Here is a 5,620-nt window from a genome sequence, read left to right as displayed (position 1 = left end):
ACGCCGATCTCGGTGCCGACCCGGGCTTTGATCTCTTCGATGCTGGCGATGGGCATGGAGCCGGTCTAGAGCCGCGCCCACACAAGACTCAAGGCAGAAGAGGGCCAGTTATGGCGGACGCTACGGCAACCGCGCGCGCAGAGATCATGCGGCTTCACCGGGCTCCGGAACCTGAGGTGCTTGCGCCGCTGTTGAAGGACGCGGCGCTCGATTCGGAGGAGCGGAGGCGCGTCGAGAATCGTGCCCTCGGGATGCTTGCCGATCTGCGGAGCGCGCAATCGTCCGGGTGGGTGAACCAGTTCCTGCAGGAATACCGGCTGAACACGTCGGAAGGCATCGCCTTGCTGTCGCTCGCCGAGGCGTTCCTGCGCGTGCCCGACCCGGAGACGGCCGACCAGCTGATCGCCGACAAGCTCGGCAATGCGGACTGGAAGTCGCATGCCGGCAAGTCGCACTCGACGCTCGTGAACAGCGCCACCTGGGGCCTCGTCATTGGCCGCGCGCTCGTCAGCGACAGCGAGCAGGCAAGTTCGCTCAAGCGCCTGATCGCGCGGGCGGGGGAGCCGTTCGTCCGCCAGGCGGTGGGCGCGGCGATGCGGATGATGGGCGAGATCTTCGTCATGGGCCGCACCATCGAGGAGGCCGTGGCGCGCATGAAGAAGCGCGAGAACAGGGGCTTCACCGCAAGCTTCGACATGCTGGGCGAGGCGGCGCGGACCTTCCCCGACGCCGAGCGATATTACCGCGCCTATGAGGACGCGATCCACGCCGTCGGCCGGCACGCGAAGGAGGGGCATTCGATCTCGGTGAAGCTCTCGGCGCTGCACCCGCGCTACGAGGTGGCGCAATATGAACGCTGCGTTCCGGCGCTGACCGAGCAGGTCGAGGCGCTTGCGGCGCTGGCCAAGCGCTACGGGATCGCCTTCACGATCGACGCCGAGGAGAGCGAGCGGCTCGACATGAGCCTCGACATCATCGGCTCAATCGCCGGGCTGCCGGCGCTGAAGGGCTGGGACGGGCTAGGAATGGCGGTGCAGGCTTATGGCAAACGCTGCCGTCCGACGCTCGCCTGGGCGGATGCGATCGGCGCCGCCACCGGCCGCCGCATTGCCGTGCGGCTCGTGAAGGGCGCCTATTGGGACAGCGAGATCAAGCATACGCAGGAGCAGGGGCTCTCCGATTATCCGCTGTTCACCCGCAAGGCCGCAACCGACGTCTCCTATCTCGCCTGCGCCAAGGACATGCTGCGGGCGAAGAACATCTATCCGGCGTTCGCGACCCACAATGCGCTGACCGTCGCCACCATCCTCGAATGGGCGGGTGACAGCCGGGACTTCGAGTTCCAGCGCCTGCATGGAATGGGCGAGGGGCTGTACGAGAGCCTGGTGCGCGAGCAGGGGTACCACACGCGCATCTACGCGCCGGTCGGCGGGCACAGGGACCTCTTGGCCTATCTCGTTCGCCGCCTGCTGGAGAATGGCGCGAATTCGAGCTTCGTCCACCAGCTCGCGGACGAGCGGATGACGGATGCGGAGATCCTCGCCGATCCGGTGGCCAAGATCGCTTCCGTGGGGGGGACGCGGCATCCCTCGATCCCGCTGCCCGAGGATCTGTTCGCGCCAGAGCGGAAGAACAGTGAAGGCATCGACCTCAACGATCGCCAGGAGCTGCAGCGGGTGGCGCAGTTCGTTCAGTCTCCGCTCGCTTTCCGTGCGGGCGGCGAGGATCGCACGCCGGCAGCCGACGGCGCCGGGAATGTGACGCGCCCGCAGCATGCTCCGGATCCGGACAGGCGGCTCGCCACGGCCGCCGTCGAGCGGGCGCTTGGCGGTTTCCCCTCATGGTCGATGCAGTCGATCGAGCATCGCGCCGCCTGCCTCGACCGCCTCGCGGATTTGCTCGAGCGGGAGCGGGACCATCTGATGGCGCTGGCTGTGCAGGAGGCGCGCAAGACCATTCCGGACGCACTGGGCGAAGTGCGCGAGGCGGTGGATTTCTGCCGCTACTATGCGGCCCAGGCGCGGAGCGGGCTGCAGCCGATCGAACTTCCCGGGCCCACCGGGGAGCGGAACGTCATTCGCATGGAAGGGCGGGGGGCCTGGGTGTGCATCGCGCCGTGGAACTTCCCGCTCGCCATCTTCCTCGGTCAAGTCACGGCTGCACTGGTTGCCGGCAACACGGTGGTGGCGAAGCCCGCGCCGCAGACGCCGGAGATCGCCGCTTACGCGGTGGGGCTCGCGCACAGCGCCGGAGTGCCTGAGGACGCGCTCGTGCTTGCGATCGGGGGCCCGTCGGTCGGGCAGGCGCTGATGGAGGATGTGCGGATCGCCGGCGTCGCCTTCACCGGCTCGACGGCGACGGCCAAGCGGATCGCGCGGACGCTGCTTGAAGATGACGAGCGGCCGATCATCCCGCTGATCGCCGAGACCGGCGGGATCAACGCGATGATCGTCGATTCCACTGCGCTGCCGGAGCAGGTGGTGGCGGACGTCGTCACGTCCTCCTTCCGCTCGGCCGGCCAGCGTTGCTCGGCGCTCCGGGTGCTCCTCCTCCAGGAGGAGATTGCCGACCGGACGCTGGAGATGCTGTCGGGTGCGATGGACACGCTCGTCGTCGGCGATCCGGCGGATCCCAAGACCGATGTGGGGCCGGTGATCGATCAGGGCGCGTACGACCGGCTGATGGCGCACCGGAACGCGAAGCAGAATAGCTGGCTGAAGACGATCCCGGTGCCGGAAGACGGCCTGTTCGTGCCACCGACGCTGATCGCGGTGCCGGAGCTCGAAGCGGTGCGGCACGAGCATTTCGGGCCGCTGCTTCACGTCACTACGTGGAAGGCGGGGCAGTTGCCCGAGACCATCGCTCGAGTGAATTCGACCGGCTTCGGCCTCACCATGGGCCTCCACAGCCGCATCGCGCGCGCAGCCGAGGCCGTCGAAGACGTGGCGAAGGTCGGGAATCTCTACGTCAACCGCTCGATGATCGGTGCCATCGTCGGCTCCCAGCCGTTCGGAGGCGAGGGGCTGAGCGGTACGGGTCCGAAGGCAGGCGGCCCACACTACCTCCCGCGCTTCTGCGCGGAGCGAGTGACCTCGATCGACACCACCTCATCGGGCGGTAACGCAACGCTTTTGTCGCTCGAGGATGTAGGTTTGTAGATCAGTCGACGGGCATCCGATTTCCGTCGCCGGGCGCTTTCGCCGGGCGGCGAAGATCATCATGAGAGCGCCTCTTCAATCAAGAGAGGCCATTCAATGCTGTTCCACGTTTCGCTTGAAGCCGACGATCCCCGCCATGTGGCGGAAGTGTTCGCGGAGATATTGGGCGGCGCCGCAGCGCCGTTTCCGCCGGTCGGCCAGGGCTCGTGGGTCGCGCTCGCGGGCGATGATCGCGGCACGATGATCGAGGTCTATCAGCGCGGCACCGAGATGCACCTGGCACCCGGCGATGGCGACGCAATCAGCGTCAATGCCGCGCCGCGCCGCAACACCGCAACGCATATCGCGATCGCGACCCCGCTCGACATGGATGCGATATTCGCGCTTGCGGACCGGAACGGCTGGCCCGTCAAATACTGCAAGCGCGGCGGCGTCTTCGGCGTGATCGAACTCTGGGTGGAGGGCTGTCTGCTGGTCGAGGTTCTGACCGCGGAAATGCAGCGCGAATATCTGGAGGCGATCACCATCCCGAACTGGCAGCGCATGATCGAGGAATTCGAAGCGAAGATGCTCGAAGCCGCTTAATCGCCGGTGTCCTCCGTCGCGATCATCTTCACGTGCGGATAGGGCATGACGAGCGTCCCGTCCGGAGCCGCGGTGAAGGTGGTCTGCGTGGGATAGGCGAAGGCGATTCCAAGCTCGTCGAACCGGCGCAGGATCGCGAGCATGATCGCCTGCTTCGTGTGCATGAACACGGGGAATTCCGCCGACTCCACGAAGAAGACGAGCTCGAGATCGATCGATGAGGCGTTGAACGCGGCGACGTGGGCTCGGTCGAAGGTGGCGAGCGGCTGGCTCTCCACGATTGCCTGGATCTCGGCCGGAAGGCGGGCGAGCAGGTCCGGCGGCGTCTGGTAGACGAGGCCAAGCGTCATCAGCGCGCGGCGGCGGTGCAGCAGCGCCCAATTCTGGATCTTGGTGTTGAGGAGGTTGTCGTTCGATATGACGACCTCCTCGCCGTTCAGCGAGCGGATGCGGGTGCTCTTGAGGCCGATCTGCTCGACCGTACCGGTGGTCTGATCGAAGGTGATCGTGTCCCCGCGCCGGAACGGGCGGTCGAAGATGATTGCGAGCGCCGAGAACAAATCCTTGAAGATGCCCTGCGCGGCAAGGCCGATCGCGATTCCGCCGATGCCCAGGCCGGCGACAAGGCCGGTGACGTTCACTCCGAGATTGTCCAGAATGAGGATGATCGCGATCGCGAACAGCGCCACCGTCACCAGCAGCCGGATGATGCCGATCGCGGAGCCGAGGGTGCTGTGCGGATCGTCGGCTCCGACCTTGTGCTCGATCAGTCCGAGCACAAGCTCCCGCGCCCAGATGGCTGCCTGGAACGCGGCGGCGATGACGAACAGGAAATGAATCGCGCGGAGCAGGGTGGGCGGCGTTTCGGCATGTTCGGCGACGAGCTCCGCCGCGCACATGATCACGAAGAACAGGGTCGTCCGCGCAAGCACCCGGCCGATGATCGTGCGCCAGTTGATGCCGTCGTCGCCGCGGTCGCGGATCAGTCGGTGTCCGAACGAGCGAAGGCCGATCAGCACGAGCGCGATGACCGCGCCGATGGCTGCGGCGATGAGGATGTCGACGGCGTTGCCGCTGAGCCAGGCCCCTGCTTCGCTGACGAGCTGAGTGCTCTTCTGCGATAGAGTCTGCGCCGCCTCGGCGACGCGGGGTTGAGTGGCGTTGGTCATGGTCGGGGTCTCTACAGCGGTCGGGCGCGGGACACCAATCAGGCGGCCGCCGCGTCGAGCTTCGCCTGCGCCTCGGCAGCGACTTCGGCCTCCGCCTGTGCGCCCGATTTGCCGCTCGCCTTTTTCGCCTGGGTCTTGGCGTCCACTTCCGCCTGTGCTTCGGGAAGCGCGTCGAGGAAGTCGATCAGCGCCCGCTCGTAGGCGCTCAGATATTTGCCTGTGCGCGGGAGCTTCTTGCCGCCGATTGCGCCGGCATCCTTGGCGGCTTCGATCAGCGCAGGGTGGACGTAGGATTTGCGGCTGATCGCGGGCGTGTTGCCGAGCGCTTCGGCAACCGGTTCCATCACGCTCTTGAGCTTGATCCTGCCGGCGCTTTCCACGCGCTTCGCCATTTCCGAAAAGGCGATGACGCTCGCGCCCCAGGTGCGGAAATCCTTGGCGGTGAACTCCTCGCCCATCGCTTCCTTGATATAGTCGTTGACGTCGGTGGAGGTGGCGGGGCGGATGTTGCCCTCCTCGTTGACATATTCGAACAGATGCTGGCCCGGCAGGTCCTGCGTGCGCTTCGCGATGCGGACCAGGTTCCTGTCGCTGATCGTGACGCTGCGCTTGATGCCGTGCTTGCCGGTATAAGTGAGCTTCACCTTGCCGCGCTCCACCTTCGCATGCCGGTTGCGGAGCGTCGTGGCGCCGAAGCTTTTGTTCTCC

3 protein-coding genes and 1 pseudogene are annotated in these 5,620 nt (G+C 66.3%); 2 read left to right on the top strand and 2 right to left on the bottom strand.

Annotated features, from left to right (window positions below):
* Nucleotides 1-110 precede the first annotated feature (110 nt).
* On the top strand, nucleotides 111-3,158 hold the full coding sequence (putA, locus tag VF662_RS14605; protein ID WP_464142556.1) for a bifunctional proline dehydrogenase/L-glutamate gamma-semialdehyde dehydrogenase PutA: 3,048 nt from the start codon (nucleotides 111-113) through the stop codon (nucleotides 3,156-3,158).
* Nucleotides 3,159-3,254: 96 nt separating this feature from the next.
* Nucleotides 3,255-3,743: a hypothetical protein gene (locus tag VF662_RS14600; protein WP_464142554.1), complete on the top strand. Its 489-nt coding sequence runs from the start codon at nucleotides 3,255-3,257 to the stop codon at nucleotides 3,741-3,743.
* Here VF662_RS14600 and VF662_RS14595 read toward each other — a convergent pair.
* Both VF662_RS14595 and VF662_RS14590 read right to left on the bottom strand, forming a co-directional pair.
* Nucleotides 3,740-4,912 (bottom strand): mechanosensitive ion channel family protein, encoded by a 1,173-nt coding sequence (locus VF662_RS14595; RefSeq protein WP_464142552.1) that lies wholly within the window; start codon nucleotides 4,910-4,912, stop codon nucleotides 3,740-3,742. The genes VF662_RS14600 and VF662_RS14595 overlap by 4 nt on opposite strands.
* Nucleotides 4,913-4,950: 38 nt before the next feature.
* A pseudogene (locus VF662_RS14590) lies at nucleotides 4,951-5,620 on the bottom strand (hypothetical protein); the annotation flags it as partial.

It is taken from the genome of Allosphingosinicella sp. (genome assembly GCF_036387215.1).
Lineage (GTDB): Bacteria > Pseudomonadota > Alphaproteobacteria > Sphingomonadales > Sphingomonadaceae > Allosphingosinicella.
The sequence above is the reverse complement of the archived record's forward strand: the minus strand, read 5'-3'. Positions and strand labels throughout refer to the sequence as shown.